At 62.8% G+C, this 17,991-nt stretch carries 14 protein-coding genes; 7 read left to right on the top strand and 7 right to left on the bottom strand.

Features of this window, described 5'->3' with window-relative positions; translation table 11 throughout:
- Positions 1-177: 177 nt before the first annotated feature.
- Positions 178-1,590: a cytochrome c oxidase accessory protein CcoG gene (gene ccoG / locus BLS08_RS25015; protein ID WP_090337684.1), complete on the bottom strand. Its 1,413-nt coding sequence runs from the start codon at positions 1,588-1,590 to the stop codon at positions 178-180.
- A 342-nt stretch (positions 1,591-1,932) separates the two neighbouring features.
- Here ccoG and BLS08_RS25010 point away from each other — a divergent pair, with 342 nt between their 5' ends.
- The 5 genes from BLS08_RS25010 (at position 1,933) to BLS08_RS24990 (ending at position 7,053) form a co-directional block, all read left to right on the top strand.
- A complete protein-coding gene (locus BLS08_RS25010; protein ID WP_090337682.1) occupies positions 1,933-3,600 on the top strand; it encodes a nitrite/sulfite reductase in 1,668 nt (555 codons plus the stop codon).
- On the top strand, positions 3,597-4,118 hold the full coding sequence (locus tag BLS08_RS25005) for a DUF934 domain-containing protein (RefSeq protein WP_090337680.1): 522 nt from the start codon (positions 3,597-3,599) through the stop codon (positions 4,116-4,118). The genes BLS08_RS25010 and BLS08_RS25005 overlap by 4 nt, the downstream gene beginning before the upstream one ends.
- Positions 4,115-4,468 carry a CidA/LrgA family protein gene (locus BLS08_RS25000; protein WP_017674822.1) on the top strand — a complete coding sequence of 118 codons (354 nt, stop codon included), beginning with the start codon at positions 4,115-4,117 and terminating at the stop codon, positions 4,466-4,468. The genes BLS08_RS25005 and BLS08_RS25000 overlap by 4 nt, the downstream gene beginning before the upstream one ends.
- Entirely contained in the window at positions 4,465-5,148 is a 684-nt protein-coding gene (locus BLS08_RS24995) for an LrgB family protein (RefSeq protein WP_017674821.1), read from the top strand. Before BLS08_RS25000 ends, BLS08_RS24995 begins: the two co-directional genes overlap by 4 nt.
- Positions 5,149-5,445: 297 nt before the next feature.
- Positions 5,446-7,053, top strand: a complete 1,608-nt coding sequence (locus tag BLS08_RS24990) for a malate:quinone oxidoreductase (protein ID WP_017674820.1) — start codon at positions 5,446-5,448, stop codon at positions 7,051-7,053.
- Positions 7,054-7,481: 428 nt separating this feature from the next.
- Here BLS08_RS24990 and BLS08_RS24985 read toward each other — a convergent pair whose 3' ends face one another.
- From BLS08_RS24985 to BLS08_RS24975, 3 genes are all read right to left on the bottom strand, one after another.
- Positions 7,482-8,195: a trypsin-like peptidase domain-containing protein gene (locus BLS08_RS24985; RefSeq protein ID WP_017674819.1), complete on the bottom strand. Its 714-nt coding sequence runs from the start codon at positions 8,193-8,195 to the stop codon at positions 7,482-7,484.
- Positions 8,196-8,391: 196 nt separating this feature from the next.
- Entirely contained in the window at positions 8,392-10,875 is a 2,484-nt protein-coding gene (gene plsB / locus BLS08_RS24980; protein WP_017674818.1) for a glycerol-3-phosphate 1-O-acyltransferase PlsB, read from the bottom strand.
- Positions 10,876-11,334: 459 nt separating this feature from the next.
- Positions 11,335-12,177, bottom strand: a complete 843-nt coding sequence (locus BLS08_RS24975; RefSeq protein WP_017674817.1) for an EamA family transporter — start codon at positions 12,175-12,177, stop codon at positions 11,335-11,337.
- Between the two features lie 289 nt (positions 12,178-12,466).
- Here BLS08_RS24975 and BLS08_RS24970 point away from each other — a divergent pair, with 289 nt between their 5' ends.
- Entirely contained in the window at positions 12,467-14,347 is a 1,881-nt protein-coding gene (locus BLS08_RS24970) for a sensor domain-containing diguanylate cyclase (protein WP_090337678.1), read from the top strand.
- Between the two features lie 56 nt (positions 14,348-14,403).
- On the opposite strand, the gene BLS08_RS24965 is transcribed toward BLS08_RS24970, so the two are convergent.
- The 3 genes from BLS08_RS24965 to BLS08_RS24955 form a co-directional block, all read right to left on the bottom strand.
- Positions 14,404-14,820 (bottom strand): hypothetical protein, encoded by a 417-nt coding sequence (locus tag BLS08_RS24965; RefSeq protein WP_236699054.1) that lies wholly within the window; start codon positions 14,818-14,820, stop codon positions 14,404-14,406.
- 10 nt (positions 14,821-14,830) lie between these two features.
- Positions 14,831-15,223 carry a hypothetical protein gene (locus tag BLS08_RS24960; protein ID WP_090337675.1) on the bottom strand — a complete coding sequence of 131 codons (393 nt, stop codon included), beginning with the start codon at positions 15,221-15,223 and terminating at the stop codon, positions 14,831-14,833.
- Between the two features lie 446 nt (positions 15,224-15,669).
- On the bottom strand, positions 15,670-16,527 hold the full coding sequence (locus BLS08_RS24955; RefSeq protein ID WP_090337673.1) for a DUF3800 domain-containing protein: 858 nt from the start codon (positions 16,525-16,527) through the stop codon (positions 15,670-15,672).
- Between the two features lie 154 nt (positions 16,528-16,681).
- Between BLS08_RS24955 and BLS08_RS24950 the strand changes: the two genes are divergently transcribed.
- A complete protein-coding gene (locus BLS08_RS24950; protein WP_090337671.1) occupies positions 16,682-17,725 on the top strand; it encodes an IS110 family RNA-guided transposase in 1,044 nt (347 codons plus the stop codon).
- The last annotated feature ends 266 nt before the right edge of the window (positions 17,726-17,991 follow it).

Raw genomic sequence — 17,991 nt, 5'->3', positions numbered from 1 at the left:
GGCAGTGCCTCGTGAGGGGGACGTATCTCGGTTGTGGCAACCGTAGCCCGGATGCAATCCGGGGAAGGACCTCGAACCGCCCCGGATTGCATCCGGGCTACGGCTCTGGTGGCCCATTCGCCGCGGGGCGCGGCTCCTACACGGATATCTGTAGGAGCCCCGCCTCGGGGCGAAGCGCTAGCGCAGCGGCGCGAGGAAGGTGCTCTTGGTGCTCACATGGCTCTGCGAATCGGCCTGGTCGCGGACTTCGAAACGCAGGGTCTGCGGCCCGGCAGCGTTGTGCGAGGCCGTCAGCGCGACGCTTACCGGCAGATCGCGAATCTCGCCCGGCGCCAGGTTCAGCGTGCTAGGGCCGTGCAGCTCGAAGTCACCGGGCTCGACCAGGCCGATGGCATAGCTGCGCGGCTGCTGGGTCTTGTTGATGATCTTCAGGCTGTAGATGTTCTCGATCTGGCCCAGGGCATTCTCGCGGAACAGGCCACGGTCACGGGTTACGTCCAGGGAGATCAGCGGGCGCTCGGCCAGCGCCCAGGCGAAGGCGCCGATCATCAGCGCCAGCATCGCCGCGTAGCCGACCAGGCGCGGGCGCAGCCAGTGGGTCTTGCCGCCGGCCAGCTCGTTCTCGGAGCTGTAGCGCACCAGGCCACGGTCATAGCCGAGCTTATCCATCACGCTGTCGCAGGCGTCGATGCAGGCGCCGCAGCCGATGCATTCCAGTTGCAGGCCATCGCGAATGTCGATGCCGGTGGGGCAGACCTGTACGCACATGGTGCAGTCGATGCAGTCGCCCAGGCCTTCGGCCTTGTAGTCGGCGTCCTTGCGGCGCGGGCCACGGTTTTCGCCACGGGCGGCGTCGTAGGAGATGACCAGCGTATCGCTGTCGAACATCACGCTCTGGAAGCGCGAGTAGGGGCACATGTCGCGGCACACCTTCTCGCGCAGCCAGCCGGCGTTGATATAGGTGGCGGCGGTGAAGAACAGCACCCAGAACGCCGTGGTGGCGCCGACTTCGAAGGTGGCCAGGTCCACCGTCAACTGGCGCACCGGGGTGAAGTAGCCGACGAAGGCCATCGCCGTGATCACGCTGACAGCCAGCCACAGTCCGTGCTTGGCGCTGCGCCGGGCCAGCTTCTGCAGCGACCAGGGCGCGGCGTCGAGTTTGATGCGCTGGCTACGGTCGCCCTCGGTGATCTGCTCGACACGCATGAACACCCAGGTCCACACGCTCTGTGGGCAGGCGTAGCCGCACCAGACACGGCCGGCCAGCACGGTGATGAAGAACAGGCCGAAGGCGGCGATGATCAGGATGGCCGAGAGCAGAATGAAATCCTGTGGCCAGAAGGTCGCGCCGAAGATATGGAACTGGCGGTTATCCAAGTCCCAGAGCACCGCCTGGCGGCCGTTCCAGTCGATCCAGGCGGTGCCGAAGAACAGTAGGAACAGCAGGCCGGCGCCGAGCAGGCGCAGGTTGCGAAAGCGCCCGGTGAAACTGCGCGTGTGGATCGGGCCGCCAGCCTGGGCCGGCGTCAGGCGAATGGGTTTGGCGGGGTCGATGCTCTCGACGGCCCGCACGGGGATCAGCTCGGTCATGTCGTTGCCCTCATCAGGCGTTTATTCAGGCTGGCGCCATGATCCGAGTGGGGCTGTTTACAAAACAGACTCAGGTTTTCGATAAAAAAGCGGATCAGATGATTACGTCGAACACAGGGAAAAGTGCCACGCGGGTCGCCAGGCCGCGCCATTTCTGACACCAGGAGCCTTCATGTCGAGCGGTGCAGATACCGCCCTGCGACATCGCGCCACGCCAATCAGTGCCCTGTGCAGGTCACTGTCGTACCCATCTGATCCGGTTTTTTAAGGCTTTTCTGGCGCTGTTTTCAGTGCACGCCCGGCAGGCATAGTCGACGCCCCGTGATCAGGAGGCCTGCCGGCATGTACCAATACGACGATTATGACCGCGCGCTGGTGCGCGAGCGCGTGGCCCAGTTCCGCGACCAGGTACAGCGGCGCCTGGCCGACGAGCTGAGCGAAGAAGAGTTCCTGCCGCTGCGCCTGCAGAACGGCCTGTACCTGCAGAAACATGCCTACATGCTGCGCGTGGCGATCCCCTACGGCACCCTGTCGGCCAAGCAGATGCGTGCGCTGGCGCATATCGCCCGCGAGTACGACCGCGGTTACGGCCATTTCACCACGCGGCAGAACATCCAGTTCAACTGGGTCGAGCTCGAGCGCGTGCCGGACATCCTCGACTGGTTGGCCGAGTACGATATGCATGCCATCCAGACCTCCGGCAACTGCGTACGCAACATCACCACCGAGGCCTTCGCCGGTGTCGCCGCCGACGAGTACCTCGACCCACGCCCGCTGGCCGAGATTCTCCGTCAGTGGTCGACGGTCAACCCGGAGTTCCTCTTCCTGCCGCGCAAGTTCAAGATCGCCCTGTGCGCCGCCGAGCAGGATCGCGCTGCGGTGCAGGTGCATGACATCGGCCTGCAGCTGTACCGTGACGCCGCTGACGAACTGCGCCTGCGCGTGCTGGTCGGCGGCGGCCTGGGACGCACGCCGATCATCGCCCAGACCCTGCGCGAGGGGCTGCACTGGCAGGACTGCCTGTCCTACGTCGAGGCCATCCTGCGCGTGTACAACCGCCATGGTCGGCGCGACAACAAGTACAAGGCGCGCATCAAGATCCTGGTCAAGGCCCTCGGCATCGAAGCCTTCGCGGCCGAGGTGGAGCGCGAGTGGCAGCCGATCAAGGACGGCCCGGCGCAACTGACCGAGGACGAGTACCAGCGCGTCGCCGCCTCCTTCCACAAACCGGCCTACGTGCCGCAGGACGCCCTCGACCTCGACTTCGGCACCCACCTGGCGCGCGACGAGGCCTTCGCCCGCTGGGTCTCGCGCAACGTCATGGCGCATCAGGTGCCTGGCTACCTCAGCGTGGTGCTGTCGACCAAGCCGGGCATCAGTGCACCGCCCGGCGACGTCACCGCCGAGCAGATGGAGACGCTGGCGGATTGGAGCGAGCGCTACGGCTTCGGAGAGATTCGCGTCGCCCACGAACAGAACCTGGTGCTGCCCGATGTACGCAAGGCCGACCTCTACGCGCTATGGCGGGAGGCCGAAGCGGCGGGGCTGGGCACGGCCAACGCCGGGTTGCTCACCGACATCATCGCCTGCCCCGGTGGTGATTTCTGCTCGCTGGCCAACGCCAAGTCGATCCCCATTGCCCAGGCCATCCAGCAGCGTTTCGACGACCTCGACTACCTGCATGATCTGGGCGAGCTGAGCCTGAACATCTCTGGCTGCATGAACGCCTGCGGCCATCACCATATCGGCAATATCGGCATCCTCGGCGTCGACAAGAACGGCAGTGAGTGGTACCAGCTCACCCTCGGCGGCAGCCAGGGCCAGCAGGCGGCGCTGGGCAAGGTGATCGGCCCGTCGTTCGCTGCCGAGCAGGTGCCCGAGGTGATCGAGCGCATCGTGCGCACCTATGTCGATCAGCGGGAGGTCAATGAAGGCTTTCTCGACACCTTCCAGCGCATCGGCCTGGAGCCGTTCAAGGCGAGCGTGTACAGCCGCGAGGAGGTGGTATGAACAACCTGATTCGCCTGGTCGAGGGCCAGGCCTGCATCGTCGACGACGATCCCTGGCAACTGCACGAGGCTGAGGCTGACGCGCCGCTGATCCTGCCGCTAGCGGCCTGGCGCGAGCGGCAGCCGGCCGAGGTGCTGCAGGGCAGGGCGATGAGTGCCGACGGCCTGCTGTTGCAGGTGGATGACGAGCCGGAAGCGCTGCAGCCGTTTCTTGCCAGCCTGCCGCTGATCGCCATCGACTTCCCCAGCTTTCGCGATGGCCGTGGCTACAGCCAGGCCTACCTGCTGCGTACCCAACTGGGCTGGCGCGGTGAGTTGCGTGCGGTGGGCGATGTGCTGCGCGACCAGTTGGCGCACATGCGCCAGTGCGGCTTCGATGCCTTCGCCGTGCGCGCCGACAAATCGCTGGAAGATGCACTCAAGGGCCTGCAAGGGCTCAGTGTGTTGTATGGTCGTTCGGTTATCGAGCCGCGCCCGCTGTTTCGTCGGGGGCGCCATAAGGAGGAGTCGAGATCATGATGGTGCGTGGCCTGTTCTGGCTGGTATTGCTGCAGTTGTTTGGCGTGGCGCTCAATCACTGGCTGTTGCCGATGCTGCCGGCCTCGATCATTGGCCTGCTGCTGCTCTCGGTCTGGCTGATGTGGCGCGGCGCCGTGCCCGAGCCGCTGCAGCAGGCCGCCGGTGGTTTGCTGCCGTATCTGCCGCTGCTACTGGCCGTGCCGGCCTCGGGGATCATGACCAGCAGCGATCTGCTGCTCGGTGAGCTGCCGGTGATCGCCACGGCGCTGGTGCTGTCGCTGCTGGTCACCGTGCCATTCTGCGGCTGGCTGTTGCAGACGCTGATCCGCCGTCAGGAGCGCAAGGGATGACGCTGCTGACTCACCACCCACTGTTCGCCATCGCCCTGACCCTGGCTGCCTTTCTGATCGCCGCCTGGCTCTATCGCCGCAGCGGCTGGCTGCTGCTGCAGCCGGTGCTGGTATCGGTGACGCTGATCGTCACCACCTTGCTGCTGTGCGGCGTGGACTACGCCACCTACCGCGCCGGCGCCGAACCCGTCGCCTGGTTGCTGGGGCCGGCCACCGTGGCCCTGGCGGTGCCGCTGCAGCACAACATCAAGCGCATCCGTCAGTTGTTCTGGCCGGTGCTGATCACCCTCACGACCGGCGGCGTCCTGTCGGTGGCGCTGACCCTGGCCATCGGCTGGGCGCTGGGCGCCGACTGGAGCGTGGTGATGAGCCTGGCGCCGAAGTTCGTGACCATGCCGATTGCCATGCCGGTGGCCGAGCAGATCGGCGGCGTCGCTTCCCTGGCTGCGGTGATGGTCATGCTCACCGGGGTGATTGGCACGGCCATGGGGCCGCTGCTGCTGCGCTGGGCTGGCGTCGATCACCCCGCGGCCCGTGGCCTGAGCTACGGCATCAATGCCCATGCCATCGGCACCGCGCACGCCTTGCAGGAAGGTGAGGAGTGCGGCGCCTTCGCCGCCCTGGCGATGAGCCTGCTGGGCATCGGCACTGCCTTGCTGTTGCCACTGCTGCTGGCCTGATTCGGGCGGGATTCCGCCATTTCCAGGGGGCTCCTCCCGTGGATCTGGCGAGTTCCCGCCAGCCCCGTGCCGGCTGTGTGGCAGAAAGCCGCACAGGGACTGCTGAATCCTTTCAGCGGCACGCATATTGCTCCAGCACGCGGCGCGATCGGAATACGCCCGCCAAGAGGCCTGGAAATACCCTTCCTCCCGCCGCGCCGCAGATCTGCGGCTATCGCCCATGTGCGGCCCAAACGGCCGCTGCCCGAAACCTTGCCAGCACGGCTGTTGTCGTCGTGCGATGAACTGGACTGTCCCATGAAGAAAATCCTGCTGACGCTGCTTTGTCTCAGCGTGATCGGTTGCTCCAAGCCCCGCGAGCCCGAGAAAACCGTCGACGTGCTGCTGATCGGCGCTGGCGTGATGAGCGCCACCCTCGGCACCTACCTCCACGAGCTGCAGCCGGACTGGAGCATCGAAATCTACGAGCGCCTCGACCAGGTAGCCGCCGAAAGCTCCAACGGCTGGAACAATGCCGGCACCGGCCACTCAGCCTTTTGCGAGCTGAACTACACCCCGGAAACCGCCGACGGTGGCATCGACATCAGCAAGGCCATCGCGATCAACGAGTCGTTCGAGATCTCCAAGCAGTTCTGGGCCACCCAGGTCGAGCGCGAGGTGCTGAGCAAGCCCAAGAGCTTCATCAACATCACCCCGCACATGAGCTTCGTCTGGGGCGACGACAACGTCGAATACCTGCGCAAGCGCCATGCTGCGCTACAGCACAGCAACCTGTTCCGCGGCATGGAGTTCACCGAGGACCACGCGCAGATCGCCCAGTGGGTACCGCTGGTCATGCAAGGTCGCGATCCGCAGCAGAAGGTCGCCGCCACCCGTATGGCCATCGGCACCGACGTCAACTTCGGCGAGATCACCCGTCAACTGATCGACTCGCTGATCGGCAAGGAGCAGGCCAGCCTGCACCTGGAGCACGAAGTCCGCGACCTCAAGCGCAACGATGACGGCACCTGGCGCGTGATCGTCGCCGACCTGGCCAAGGACGGCGCCGAGCAGAGCATCAACGCGCGCTTCGTCTTCATCGGCGCCGGTGGTGGCGCGCTCAAGCTGCTGCAGAAATCCGGTATCGAAGAAGCCAAGGGCTACGCCGGCTTCCCGGTCGGTGGCCAGTTCCTGATGACGCGTAATCAGGACGTGGTTGCCCAGCACCTGGCCAAGGTCTACGGCAAGGCGTCGGTCGGCTCGCCGCCCATGTCCGTGCCGCACCTGGACACTCGCGTGATCGACGGCGAGAACGTGCTGCTGTTCGGCCCGTTCGCCACCTTCTCCACCAAGTACCTGAAAAACGGCTCGCTGCTCGACATGTTCAGCAGCATGACCACTGACAACTTCATGCCGATGGTCAACGCCGGCATGGACAACTGGTCGCTGAGCACCTACCTGATGGGCCAGCTGATGCTCAGCCAGGAAGACCGCATGGCCTCGCTGCGCGAGTACTTCCCGGAGGCGCAGGACGCCGACTGGGAGCTGATCAATGCCGGCCAGCGCGTGCAGATCATCAAGAAGGATGCCGAGAAGGGCGGCGTGCTGCAGTTCGGTACCGAAGTGGTGACCTCTGCCGACGGCAGCATCAGCGCGCTGCTGGGCGCCTCGCCGGGTGCTTCCACCGCCGCGCCGATCATGCTGCACCTGATCGAGAAGGCCTTCGCCGACAAGGTCGCCACCCCTGAGTGGCAGGAGCGCCTGAAGGAGATCATCCCGTCCTATGGCCAGAAGCTGAACGACGACCTGGCACTGACCAACCGCATCCGCCAGTGGAGCAGCGAGCGTCTTGAGCTGCAGCACATCGAAGTGGCGCCGGACGTGGAAATGGCCGTTGAGCCCGAGCCGGCTGCAGTGACTCTGTAAGGCTTTAACCGCTGTAAAGAAACCCGCCCTGCGTGATGCGCAGGGCGGGTTTTTTATTGGGCTACTGAAAAGTGTGAGCTGGATCTTTCGCGGCTGAAGCCGCTCTTACTCGACGGATAAATACCCGTAGGAGCGGCTTCAGCCGCGATGTTCTGGTCCGCCCCTGCATCCACGTTTCGTAGCCCGGATGAAATCCGGTGCCGTTCGAGCGCCAGAAAAAGCTGTCGCGGCTAAAGCCCCTCCCACCGGCACGATGGGTTCTGTGGGAGGGGCTTTAGCCGCGACTGGACATTGAGTGGTTCCCCGGATTTCATCCGGCTACTCATTGATTATCGCCCGCAAGCGGGCTCCTACGGGGCGTGGTTTGTTCTGTAGGAGCCGGCTTGCCGGCGAGCCTGGCAGTCATCTCTGGCGATGACGCCGGGCGATTATTCGGTCAGCGTCATCAGAATATCGGCATACCAGGTGCAGTTCAGACCCAGGGCCTCGTCCTGATCCTCATCGCGATTGCCCAACAGGCGCGTGGAATGGATGCCGAGCAGATGCCAGGGTAGCTCGCCATCGACGCTGGCGCGTTTGACCACTGGCGCGCCGCTCAGGCCGCGATGGGTGCGCCCGTCGGTGAGGAAGTAGCCCAGCCCGTGGAAACGCAAACCAAAGGACGAAGCCAGCCCGGCATGGCGTGCCACTGGCATGCGGTGCAGGGTGTCCTGAAAACCCAGCGGGAAGCCCACCACCAGCAGCGTCGAGCCGATTTCCACATGCTCGTCTGCTTGCAGCAGGTGCTGTGGGGTGAAGGCCTGGTAAGCGCCGTTGTCGGGAAGGGCGGTCTGATCCAGCTCGATCACCGCCACGTCGATCTCGCCCGCGCCATCCATGCCTTGCCGCCACAGGTGCTGGTCGCCGTCATACAGTGGGATGGAAAAGCTGACGGTGCTGGCCAGGTTGTCTGCGTCGGTATGCAGCTCGATCTGCAGGCTATCCGGCTGATGGCCGCTCGGCTGGTCGAGCATCACGTGACGGCTGGTGACGAGGAACAGCCGTTGATCCCGGCGGAAGAAGAAACCGCTGGCGTTGGTCAGTACCTGCCCAGTCGCCAGCGTGGTGATGCGTGCAGCGCTCAACATCAGGGAATCGATCATGGCCAGGGCCTCCTGCCGGTATGTGGTCTATCACTGACTGCCAAACCCATGACAGGTTCGTCTGTTTGTTCTGAGCCTCCGCCATAGTGGATGTAACACGTGACATCCATCCGAGGCAGTAGCGGGGCGGTAGGGTGCGCTGTGCGCACCGGTGGCTACGGTGATTCGAAGGTGCGCACAGCGCACCCTACACACATCACGGTGCGGCCGGCTCGTCCTCATTGCGATCCAGCGCCACCTGACGAATCGACAGGCGAATCTCCGCCGGCAACACGCGCTTGGCGGCGCCTTCCGCCAGTTCGCTGAGCAGCGGATGATGGCTGAGCTTGCCGGCTTCGTCCTGGCGCAGCACGCCCTGGTCCAGCAGGCTCTGGATGAAGTGGCGGAACAGGCTCTTGTCGAAGAACTCCGGCGCATTCAGACCATGCAGGATCGACAGGCGCTGCGCCATGACCGTGCACAGGTCTTCCAGCTCCTCGGCGCTGATCGCGTTCTGCCCGGCGTTGAGCAGCAGGGCGATGGCCATGTAGAAGCGCTGCAGGGTCTGCGCCACCGAGCGCGACAGCAGGGTCAGCAGCACGAACTGGCGCGAGCTGGGCGCCGGGCGCACGTACACGTCGCCCTCGACCTTGAGCAGGCCCTGTTCGACGAAGGCCGCCAGCCACTGGTCGATCACGCCTTCCAGCTCGCTCTGCTCCCAGCGGATGAACAGCTCGGACTGCAGATAGGGATACAGCGCGCCGGCGTAGCGCAGGATCTGCTCGCGGCTGATCCGCGCACTGCTCTGGAAGAAGCTGGCCAGCAGCGCCGGCAGGGCGAAGATGTGCAGCACGTTGTTACGGTAGTAGGTCATCAGGACGGCGTTCTGCTCGTCCAGATAGAGAATCTTGCCCAGCGCATCCTTCTGCTCGGCCAGCAGGTCCATGCCCTTGACGTGCTCGATCAGCGCCGCGCCGTCGCCGTCCGGCAGGGTGGTGTGCGGCGAGTAGGGCACTGCGCGCAGCAGCGCCAGATACAGGTCGAGCACGCGCGCCAGGGCGCGGTCGTCCAGGGCCAGCTTGCTGGTGGACAGCAGCGCCAGCGCCACCAGGTTGACCGGGTTAATCGAGGCCGCTTCGTTGAGGTGACGCGCCACGCGCTCGCCCAGGCGGTTGGTGGTGTCGTTGAGCCAGGCCGGGCGGTACTGCGGGCCCAGCTCCTGCTCACGCCAGCCCGGCTGCTGCTGGTCGAGGAACTCTGCCAGCTTGATCGGCTCGCCGAAGTTCACCGAGACCTGGCCGAAGCGCTGCTTGAGGGCGCCGAGCACCTTGAAAAGGTCGAAGATCGATTCCTTCTTCTTGCTCGCGCCGCGCAGCTCGCCCAGGTAGGTGCGGCCTTCCAGCACGCGCTCGTAGCCGATGTACACCGGCACGAAAACGATGGGCAGCCGATGCGAGCGCAGGAAGCTGCGCAGGGTGATGGCCAGCATGCCGGTCTTTGGTCGCAGCATGCGCCCGGTGCGCGAACGGCCACCTTCGACGAAGTATTCGACCGGGAAACCCTTGCTGAACAGGGTGTGCAGGTATTCGTTGAACACCGCCGTATACAGCGGGTTGCCCTTGAAGGTGCGGCGCATGAAGAAGGCGCCGCCACGGCGCAGCAGGCCGCCGATCACCGGCATGTTGAGGTTGATGCCGGCGGCGATGTGCGGCGGCGTCAGGCCATTGCGGAACAGCAGGTAGGACAGCAGCAGGTAGTCGATGTGGCTGCGGTGGCAGGGCACGTAGATCACCTCGTGGCCCTGGGCGATGTCACGCACGCCTTCGACGTTGTGCACCTTGATGCCGTCGTAGATCTTGTTCCAGAACCAGGAAAGCACCAGCTCGAGGAAGCGGATCACCGTGTAGGTGTAGTCCGAGGCGATCTCGTTGCCGTAGCGCAGCGCCTGGGCTTCGGCCTTCTCCAGGCTGATCTTCTCGCGTTCGGCTTCCTCGGCAATCGCCTGGCGCACCATCGGGTCGTGCACCAGGCCCTTGACCAGGTTGCGCCGGTGCGACACGTCCGGGCCGATCACCGCCGCCTTCTGGTTGCGGAAGTGCACGCGCAGGATGCGATGCACCATGCGCAGGGTGCGCTCCTGGCCCTTGTCCTGCTCGACCAGTTCGCGCAGGTGAATTGGTGTGGAGAACTGCACGCGGGTCTTGCGCCCGAGAATCAGGATGCTCACCAGCCGGCGCAGGCGCCCGGTCACCGCCCAACTGTCGGCGAACAGCAGTTTCCAGGGGCTGGTTTCGCGATCCGGCGACTGGCCCCAGAACACGCTGACCGGGACGATCTGCGCGTCATCCACGGCATGCTGGCTGAGGGCAGTGACCACGCGATCCAGGGTTGGCGAGATGCCACGCTTGTCCTGGCGGCCGAACCAGTCCGGCTCCGGCGTCAGGTAGAAGAAGGCGGCGGGCTCGATGTGTTCCCCGACCGCTACCGGCAACACCGGGCGCGGCAGGCCGGCCTTGGTGCACTCGCGGTCGACCACCGCCAGGTCGCTCACCGACGGCTGCTGCAGCACGTAGAAAACCGGCTTGCTGCGGTCGAGCTTGAGGGTGAAGGCGGACTGGTTGATGGTTTCCGAGCGTACCCAGAGGTACAGCAAGCGGCGCAACGATCCGAAGACGAGGCGGCGGAAGGGGGAACGGGTCATACGGACTCTGCTTGTATGGCAAAACGAGCGGTGGCTCGGGAAGGGCGCTAGTGTGCCGCAAGCCGCGTCTGGCGGGCAAAAAACTCGTGCGTCCAGGCAGTCAGCCCGGCCAGCATGCAGGCAGCGTATGACGAAAAAACGGTCGACGGTTCAGCACCCGTTGATCAACAGAACCGAAAAGCGGGTCTCGGGTTCCCGATCAGAATGCCGAGTCAGGCTGGCCCGAGGGTGGGGATCGCCTCCTGACCTGCTGGTTGCGCCCGGGTCCTGGGTAGGAGCGAGCTCTGCTCGCGAAGCTTTTGTGCTTGAGGATTCGCGAGCAGAGCTCGCTCCTACAGGTGTTCTTGCAGCCTGGACCGGGCGGCGATCCGTTTCAGCGTTGTAGGGTGGGCCGGGCGGCGATCCGCTTCAGCCCACCAAGTTGTGATTTCGCAATCCACTTGCTGCAACGCGAACCCCTCACGCCAGCTTCATCACCACCACACCGGCCGCGATCACCGCGCACGCCACGAGACGAATCGGCCGCAACCTTTCCTTGAGCAACACCACCCCCAGCAGCACGGCGAACACCACGCTGGTCTCGCGCAGGGCCGAAACCAATGCCACCGGTGCCTGGGTCATGGCCCAGATAACGATGGTGTAGGCCGCCATCGACATCGCCCCGCCGGCCAGCCCGCCACGCCAGTGCGGGCCCAACTGCAGGAAGGCGCGCGGCCCACGGCTGATGGCCAATACCACCGCCATCACCACACCGTTGACGGTGAACAGCCACAGCGAATAGCTCAGCGCATCGCCATTGTTGCGCGCGCCCATGGCATCGCTGAGGGTGTAGCCGGCGATGAACAGTGCCGTCATCAACGCACAGGCCAGCATCGCTCCCTGTGGCGCCTTGTGATGGCCGCCGCGCAGCGCCATCAGCCAGATGCCCAGCACCAGAACCAGCAAACCCAGCAACTGCAGGGCGCTGAGCCCGTCATGCAACAGCAGCAGCGAGAGCAGGGCGACCATCAGCGGCGAGCTACCCCGCGCAATCGGGTAGACCTGGCCCAGGTCGCCGTACTGGTAGGCGCGGGCGAGGAAAAAGTTGTAGCCGATATGCAGCAGCGCCGACAGCGCGATCCACGGCCAGGCCGAGGCTTGTGGCAGCGCCACCAGCGGCAGGGCGCAAAGCGCCACCAGGCCGGCACCGATCTGGATCAGCGTGGCGGTGAGGAAGCGATCCAGACCAATCTTGAGCAGAGCGTTCCAGCCAGCATGCAGGGCAGCGGCGGCGATGACGGCGAGAAAGACCGTGGTTTCCAAGGCGGGCCTCGAAGGCAGGCGGTTGTCGAAGAAATTCAGCAGGAGCAGTGCGGATGCCGCTCGGCTCGAAGTGATGTGGCTGAGGTGCCGTGTCGGTCGTCAGTCTGCCGCAAGCTCGATTTTCGGGCAAAACCCATTACCGCATGATGGCAGCACAGTGGCGCAACAGTGCCTATGATTCAACGCAAGGCGATGGATCACGCCCCGCGACGCTGAACCAAAGGGCAACAGACCCTGGCCCCAACAGCTAGAAAACAGCCCGCCCGTGAAAGGCTTGGAGAACAAGGCGATGACCCCGCCCAGCACGCCGATTGACGCGCATGACGCCGTCGCTCGACGCCCTCGAATCGCAACACCCTTGAACCTGCTGATCGTTCTGGCGAGCGTGTTCGTTGCCATTGTCTGGCTGATCACCCTGCAACGCATCGCCTTCGAACGTGAGCAGGCGCTGGCTGCGGAAATGGAAGCCAACTCCAGCCTGGCCATCGCTTTCGAGCAGCAGGTGTTCCGCGCGCTGAAGGCGGCCGAGCAGGTGGCGGCTTTCGTGCGCGAGCAGTACCGCCGGCAGGGTAAGGCCATCGACCTGCGCCGCTGGGTCGAGGAGGGCGTGATCCGCGAGGAGATGTTCACCATCGTCAGCGTGGTGGACGAGCAGGGCGATATCGTCAGCAGTAGTCAGAACACAGGCCCGGTCAACTACGCCGACCGCGAGTTCTTCACGGCGCAGCGCGATGCCCGTATCGATCATCTGTTCATCAATCAGCCGGTACTCGGGCGGGTTTCCGGGCGTTGGCTGATCCCCATGTCGCTGCGTATCGAGCGCGATGACGGCAGCTTCGCCGGCGTCGTGGTGATGGCCGTGCGTCCAGAGGACGTCACGCGTTTCTTCCAGCAGGTCGATCTGGGCCCACAGGGGCTATTGGAGCTCGCCGGCCTCGACGGCGTGATACGTGCGCGCAAGATTGGCGCACGCAGCGAATTTGGCCTGGGTGCCGAGTCGCTGGCCTGGTTCCAGCGGCAAAGGCTGCATGACGCCGATGATTTCCACGACAGTGGCGAGGCGTTCGATGGCGTCGCCCGTATCGTCAGCTACCGCACCATGAGCGGTTATCCCCTGATGATTACCGTGGCCACCGCCTACGACGAGGAGATGGCCACGACCTTGCAGCGGCGTTCCACCTACCTGATGGCCGCAGTCGGCGTCACCCTGGTGGTCATGCTGTTCGTTGGCCTGCTGGCGCTGATGCTGGTTCGCCAACGCGCAGCTACCGATGCCCTGCAAGGCAGCGAAGCGCTGTTTCGCGCCACCTTTCACCAGGCGGCCATGGGTATCGCCCACATCAGCCCCGAGGGTCGGATATTGCGGGTCAACGAGAAGTTCGCACGCATGCTGGGGCGCCCGCCCGAGGCGCTGCAAGGCGCCAACATTTTCGACCTGAGCGACGCTGAAGTAGCTGCCGCCGCCCGCAGCTTCCTGAGCGAGCAACTGGTCAGCGAGGCACGTGCGCTTTCCCCGGAAATCGAGAAAACCTATCGGCGTGAGGATGGCTCGCTGATCTGGGTATGCGAGGCCTCGAGCGTCGCCCGCAATCGCCATGGTCACCCGGAGTTCCTGGTGCTGGTCACGCAGGACATCACCGAGCGCAAGCACCTGGAAGCGCGCCTTTGTCATGACGCCGAGCATGACGCCCTCACCGGGCTGGCCAACCGCGTCAGGTTCCACCAGCGGCTCGACCAGGCGCTGGAGTCCGTGCGCGACCAGCAGCAGCTGTGCGCCGTGCTCTATATCGACCTGGATGGATTCAAGGAAATCAACGACCGCCATGGTCATACGGCCGGCGATAGCATGCTGCAGATGGCCGCCAGGCGGCTGGAAGGATGTGTGCGCAGCACGGACACGGTCGCACGCTTCGGCGGTGATGAGTTCGGCATTGTCCTCGGCAATCTGCAAGGCAGTCAGGATTGCGAGACGGTGGCGCTCAAGGTGCTGGATGTACTGGCCAAGCCGTTCGATCTGGACGGCAGCATGGTGCGGATATCGGCGAGCGTGGGCGCCGCTCTGTTTCCGCTGCACGCTGAAGGCGGCCAGGACCTGCTGAAACGTGCGGACCAGGCCATGTACGCGGCCAAGCACGCGGGCAAGAACCGTTTTCACAGCGCTGACGGATAGGGCTGATCATGGCTTGAGCGGCCATCGCCGGATCTTCGCCTGAATACCTGTGACGGCTACTGGTCCGCGACAGGCTGAGTCGAAACGCCCTGTTCGCCAGCCACCAGCAGCTGCCTGCGCCATTTCCACTCCAGCATGCCCAGACCTCCCACGAACGCAGCCTCGCCAAGCACGTGGCAAAGCCCCGGTAGCGTCATGAGCGGGGCAAAGGTCGCAGCGATACCAAGGCATGCCAACGCCCAGAGTCCGTTGGCCACTGCCAGCAGCTTGATCAGCGCTTCGGCGCGCCGCACATGAATCGCCAGCGAAAAGGAGAAGCAGGCATAGGCGATATTGACCGCGCCGATGAAGCTCAGCAGCTCGCGGGGCAGGGCATACCAGCCGCTCAACCAGGGGGCCAGCAACAGAACCACAACGCCCGCGCTCGCAGCGGCCATGCAGTCCAGCCAGAGGATATGCCTGATCATTCCCATGAGTTTCGCCTCAAGCGCTACGCCGCTTTTGCACGGCCAGCAGGAACAGCAGGGTAAAGGCGATCACCAGCAGATCCAGGGCGATGGCGGGCGCGGCCTTGCTCAGGTAATCCTGGCCATGGATCAGCAGCAGCGACACGAAGATGGCCTTGCTCAGCGCGGCAATGAAGGCGCAGAGAACCCGATGCCTCGGGCTCAACGCGCCATAGATCAGCAGCACGCCCATCAACCCGACCAGCGCTGACCAACTGCGGACGACCAAGGATTGCAATTGCCCATCGAAGGATGCGCCGAACATCGACTGTAGCGCCTCCTGCGGGGCGAACAGGCCGTAGAACATGGTCGCCGTGAGAACGCCGGATAGCAGCATCAGCCATCTGAAATTGCGCGCAATGAAGTCCATCAATGTTTACGTCCTTGTTGATGTAAGCGGGGGAGAGCATAGCGGCAAAGCGAAGACGTCGGGCGCAGTCAGAGTGGGAATTCATGGCTACCCAGTAACCCTGTCGGTAGCAAGAGCTGTCCTATGCGAATGCCGGAGATGGGTAAAACTACAGCAGCCCAAGACCCTGTCTGACGGCGTGGGTAATCAGCAAGGCGTGATGGTTTTCTTGTGGTTGTGGTGAACAGCAGCACTGTCGGAACAGGCGAGTCCGGCAGCGGAACAAGGCCGATAACAACAATGATCCCTGTGATCGATTGAACGCTTGGCCCCCGCTGCGCGAACTACAGAATGGCCAGGGCGGTAGCGCCCAGAACAGGCCGGATATACGAATGCAACCGCGCTGACGACAGGTGCAAAAGCAAAGCTTTACTCACTACTTGTGGGGAGAGTCCATATACCAGTTGTTAGCCGCGTTTTAACCCATATGCACGGCGCCATTGCGTGCTTGGCTTTGATTGAACACCAGAAATGTAAGTATTCAAATGTTCAAGGCGTCTACCGTTTCGCTCAATTATATTTTTTGATTTAACTCTCTTGTCTATTTTATGGAAGCACTCACCATAGAACTGCTTCACGATGTCAGGGATGTTTGGTTTGTATCCCGTTTCTATTTCAAGGAACCTTCGAATGCACAGGGCAACAAGGTCAGAAAGCTGGATCATTGGATTTTTACGTGAGTCGACTGGATAGCTAAATTCAACAATCCACTTAACTTTTTGATTGTTGGCAACTTTGTAGCGTCTGTTATGAATAATAGATTCAATGCTCTCGTGATGTTCTTCTTTTTCGTCGAGAACGATCATTCCTCGGGCAGACTGGCCAAGATTTTCTTTTACATGCCAGTTCATGTATGTAATTAAATATTCAAATGCAAGAAGGTATGGTGTCTTTGGATCGAAAATGGTTTCAAATTGGCAGTCTTCGGCAGCCATTTTATTTTTGTCAATTGCGTAGTAATGAATTTGATGTCCGAGATCATCTATCAGGTCTATTAAGTCGGTAACTAGTGCCAAGCGTCGCTCAATGGGGTGTCCTGTAAAAGGCCCTTCACCTTTAGGTGATAGTAATTGATGCGAGTGTAGTTCGAAATTTTCAGGAGGGTTGCCTTCGAAATACCGACTTGTAATTTCGTCAAGCTGCTCCTTTGTGTTGTTCCACTTTTTGTCTGCAACACTTAATCCTGCTAAGACAAAGATTGGCTGTTCTTTGTCGTTCAGGTTTTTGCCAGTGTCGCCGCTTTCGTCGAGATAGAAAAAGTGCATATGCGTCCTGCAAAAAGTGGCTAACGATTAAGCTAAAGGGCGGGCTTTAGCCCGTCCCAGCGAGTGAAACGAGCGATTTGAGTGCTGTAATGGACTCTCCCCACACCACAGTTCTATACCAAGGTGTCGAGGATTTTTGAGCGGGAGAGTCGTTATGAAACGTATCGCTGTTGATCTGGCCAAGTCCATTTACCAAGTTGCCGAGAGTGTCCGTTCCGGCCAGGTGGTGCAGCGCAAGCGGCTGAACCGAGAGGCGTTCCGGCGATATATACAGGAGCAGGCCGAACCGGTCGAGTGGGTGATGGAGGCCTGTGGCACAGCGCACTATTGGGGGCGGCTGGCGCAATCACTGGGTCATCAGGTGAAGCTGCTGCACCCTCGCTACGTGCGGCCCTATCGCCGTCGCAACAAGACTGACCGCAATGACTGCGACGCCATGCTGGAAGCGGCGCGCTGCACCGACATCTATCCCGTGCCGGTAAAGAGCCGTGATCAGCAACAGCTCCAGCAATTGCATGGGCTGCGGGAAACCTGGAAGAAGAGCCGCACCCAGCGTATCAACCTGCTGCGCGGCATGCTGCGTGAAGCGGGTATCGAAGCCCCGGCCTCGACTGCCGCCTTTATCCGGGCAGCCAGTGAGTTGGTAGACCAACCTGAACTCGCTTCCTTGAGCCGTCTGCTTCATATCGTCCTGGCCGAGATCAATCTGTACGAACAGTGCATGGCCGAATGCGAACAGCAACTCAAGTGCTGGCATGCTGGCGATGAAATCGTGCGCAAACTAGATGAAGTCAGTGGTATTGGTCTGCTGACTGCCAGCGCCCTGACCGCCGCTGTCGGCAAGCCCGAACGCTTTGCCAGCGGTCGCCAGCTCAGCGCGTGGCTGGGCATGACGCCGCGTGAGTTCAGCAGTGGCAACAGCCGTAAGCTCGGCCATATCAGCCGACAGGGCAACGTCTATGTGCGCACGCTGTTGATCCATGGTTCACGAGCGGCCTTGCTGGCGGCACAACGCTGCCAGGCGCGTACACCGGAAAAGCTGACGCAGTTACAGCGCTGGGCTGTGCAGACGGTAGCCCGTATCGGTCACAACAAAGCGGCGGTGGCACTGGCCAACAAGCTGGTGCGGATCTGCTGGGCGGTGTGGTGCCACGAGCGGCGGTTCAATGGCAATTGGCAAAGCGTAAGGCCCGCCTAACGGCGGGGGCAATCAGTAAAGGTGTGATGGTTTTCTTGTGGTTGTGGTGAGTAGCAGCACTGTCGGAACAGGCGAGTCCTGCAGCGGAGCAAGGCCGATAACAATGATGATCTTTGTGATCGATTGAACGCTTGGCCCCCGCTGCGCGAACTACAGAATGGCCAGGGCCAAGCGCCCATCACAGGCCGGATATACGAATGCAACCGCGCTGACGACAGGTGCAAAGGCAAAGCTTTGCTCACTACTTGTGGGGAGAGTCCATATAC

Origin of the sequence: Ectopseudomonas chengduensis (genome assembly GCF_900102635.1) — a bacterium.
GTDB classification, from domain to species: domain Bacteria; phylum Pseudomonadota; class Gammaproteobacteria; order Pseudomonadales; family Pseudomonadaceae; genus Aquipseudomonas; species Aquipseudomonas chengduensis.
Note: the sequence above shows the minus strand (reverse complement) of the source record. Positions and strands in the feature narration are given on the sequence as shown.

What these genes read in the sequence shown, in the direction of transcription:
- BLS08_RS24970 (WP_090337678.1), top strand. Translation starts at nt 12,467, where the DNA reads ATGACCCCGCCCAGCACGCCGATTGACGCGCATGACGCCGTCGCTCGA.
- BLS08_RS25000 (WP_017674822.1), top strand. Translation starts at nt 4,115, where the DNA reads ATGATGGTGCGTGGCCTGTTCTGGCTGGTATTGCTGCAGTTGTTTGGC.
- BLS08_RS25005 (WP_090337680.1), top strand. Translation starts at nt 3,597, where the DNA reads ATGAACAACCTGATTCGCCTGGTCGAGGGCCAGGCCTGCATCGTCGAC.
- BLS08_RS24955 (WP_090337673.1), bottom strand. Translation starts at nt 16,527, where the DNA reads ATGCACTTTTTCTATCTCGACGAAAGCGGCGACACTGGCAAAAACCTG.
- BLS08_RS24985 (WP_017674819.1), bottom strand. Translation starts at nt 8,195, where the DNA reads ATGATCGATTCCCTGATGTTGAGCGCTGCACGCATCACCACGCTGGCG.
- BLS08_RS24960 (WP_090337675.1), bottom strand. Translation starts at nt 15,223, where the DNA reads ATGGACTTCATTGCGCGCAATTTCAGATGGCTGATGCTGCTATCCGGC.
- ccoG (WP_090337684.1), bottom strand. Translation starts at nt 1,590, where the DNA reads ATGACCGAGCTGATCCCCGTGCGGGCCGTCGAGAGCATCGACCCCGCC.
- BLS08_RS25010 (WP_090337682.1), top strand. Translation starts at nt 1,933, where the DNA reads ATGTACCAATACGACGATTATGACCGCGCGCTGGTGCGCGAGCGCGTG.
- BLS08_RS24995 (WP_017674821.1), top strand. Translation starts at nt 4,465, where the DNA reads ATGACGCTGCTGACTCACCACCCACTGTTCGCCATCGCCCTGACCCTG.
- BLS08_RS24965 (WP_236699054.1), bottom strand. Translation starts at nt 14,820, where the DNA reads ATGGGAATGATCAGGCATATCCTCTGGCTGGACTGCATGGCCGCTGCG.
- BLS08_RS24950 (WP_090337671.1), top strand. Translation starts at nt 16,682, where the DNA reads ATGAAACGTATCGCTGTTGATCTGGCCAAGTCCATTTACCAAGTTGCC.
- plsB (WP_017674818.1), bottom strand. Translation starts at nt 10,875, where the DNA reads ATGACCCGTTCCCCCTTCCGCCGCCTCGTCTTCGGATCGTTGCGCCGC.
- BLS08_RS24990 (WP_017674820.1), top strand. Translation starts at nt 5,446, where the DNA reads ATGAAGAAAATCCTGCTGACGCTGCTTTGTCTCAGCGTGATCGGTTGC.